General features: G+C 63.0%; 1 pseudogene. It reads left to right on the forward strand.

Features of this window, described 5'->3' with window-relative positions:
• Nucleotides 1-200: 200 nt before the first annotated feature.
• Nucleotides 201-738 (forward strand): annotated as a pseudogene (locus I5W_RS11860) (NADP-dependent malic enzyme); the annotation flags it as partial.

Consider the following 738-nt stretch of genomic DNA (forward strand, 5'->3'; position numbering starts at 1 on the left):
CGGAGCGGCGCGGACTAACGGCCACCATCACTGGAGGCCGCTTTCCGTACCCCACTCCGGACCGACGAGAAACACCATCCTTCCCGATCGGCCCGCCGCATTCAAGACCAGGAAACCAGAACAGCACAAGCTGGCCGCAGCAACGCAAATCGTTGCGCAGACCGCTTTTTCAAGACCGTTTTTCATCCCTCAACCAGACCATGACCCAACAAATTTCTGCCGCCGAGCAACTCCTGCGTGACGCCGCCCGCGAATACCACCGCACCCCGTCGCGCGGCAAGATCGAAGTCCGCCCCACCAAGCCGCTGTCGAACCAGCGCGACCTGTCGCTGGCCTATTCGCCGGGCGTGGCCTATCCCTGCCTGGACATCGAAGCCGATCCGCTGAAGGCCTTCGACTACACCTCGCGCGGCAACCTGGTGGCCGTCATCAGCAACGGCACCGCCGTGCTGGGCCTGGGCAACATCGGTCCGCTGGCCTCCAAGCCGGTGATGGAAGGCAAGGGCTGCCTGTTCAAGAAATTTGCCGGCGTCGACGTGTTCGACATCGAACTGGCCGAGAACGACCCGGACAAGCTGGTCGAGATCATCGCCGCACTGGAGCCGACCCTGGGCGGCATCAACCTGGAAGACATCAAGGCCCCGGAATGCTTCTACATCGAGCAGAAGCTCTCGGCGCGCATGAACATCCCGGTCTTCCACGATGACCAGCACGGCACCGCCATCATCTCCTCGGGCG

Origin of the sequence: Herbaspirillum sp. B65, assembly GCF_000333555.1 — a bacterium.
Lineage (GTDB): Bacteria > Pseudomonadota > Gammaproteobacteria > Burkholderiales > Burkholderiaceae_D > Herbaspirillum > Herbaspirillum rubrisubalbicans.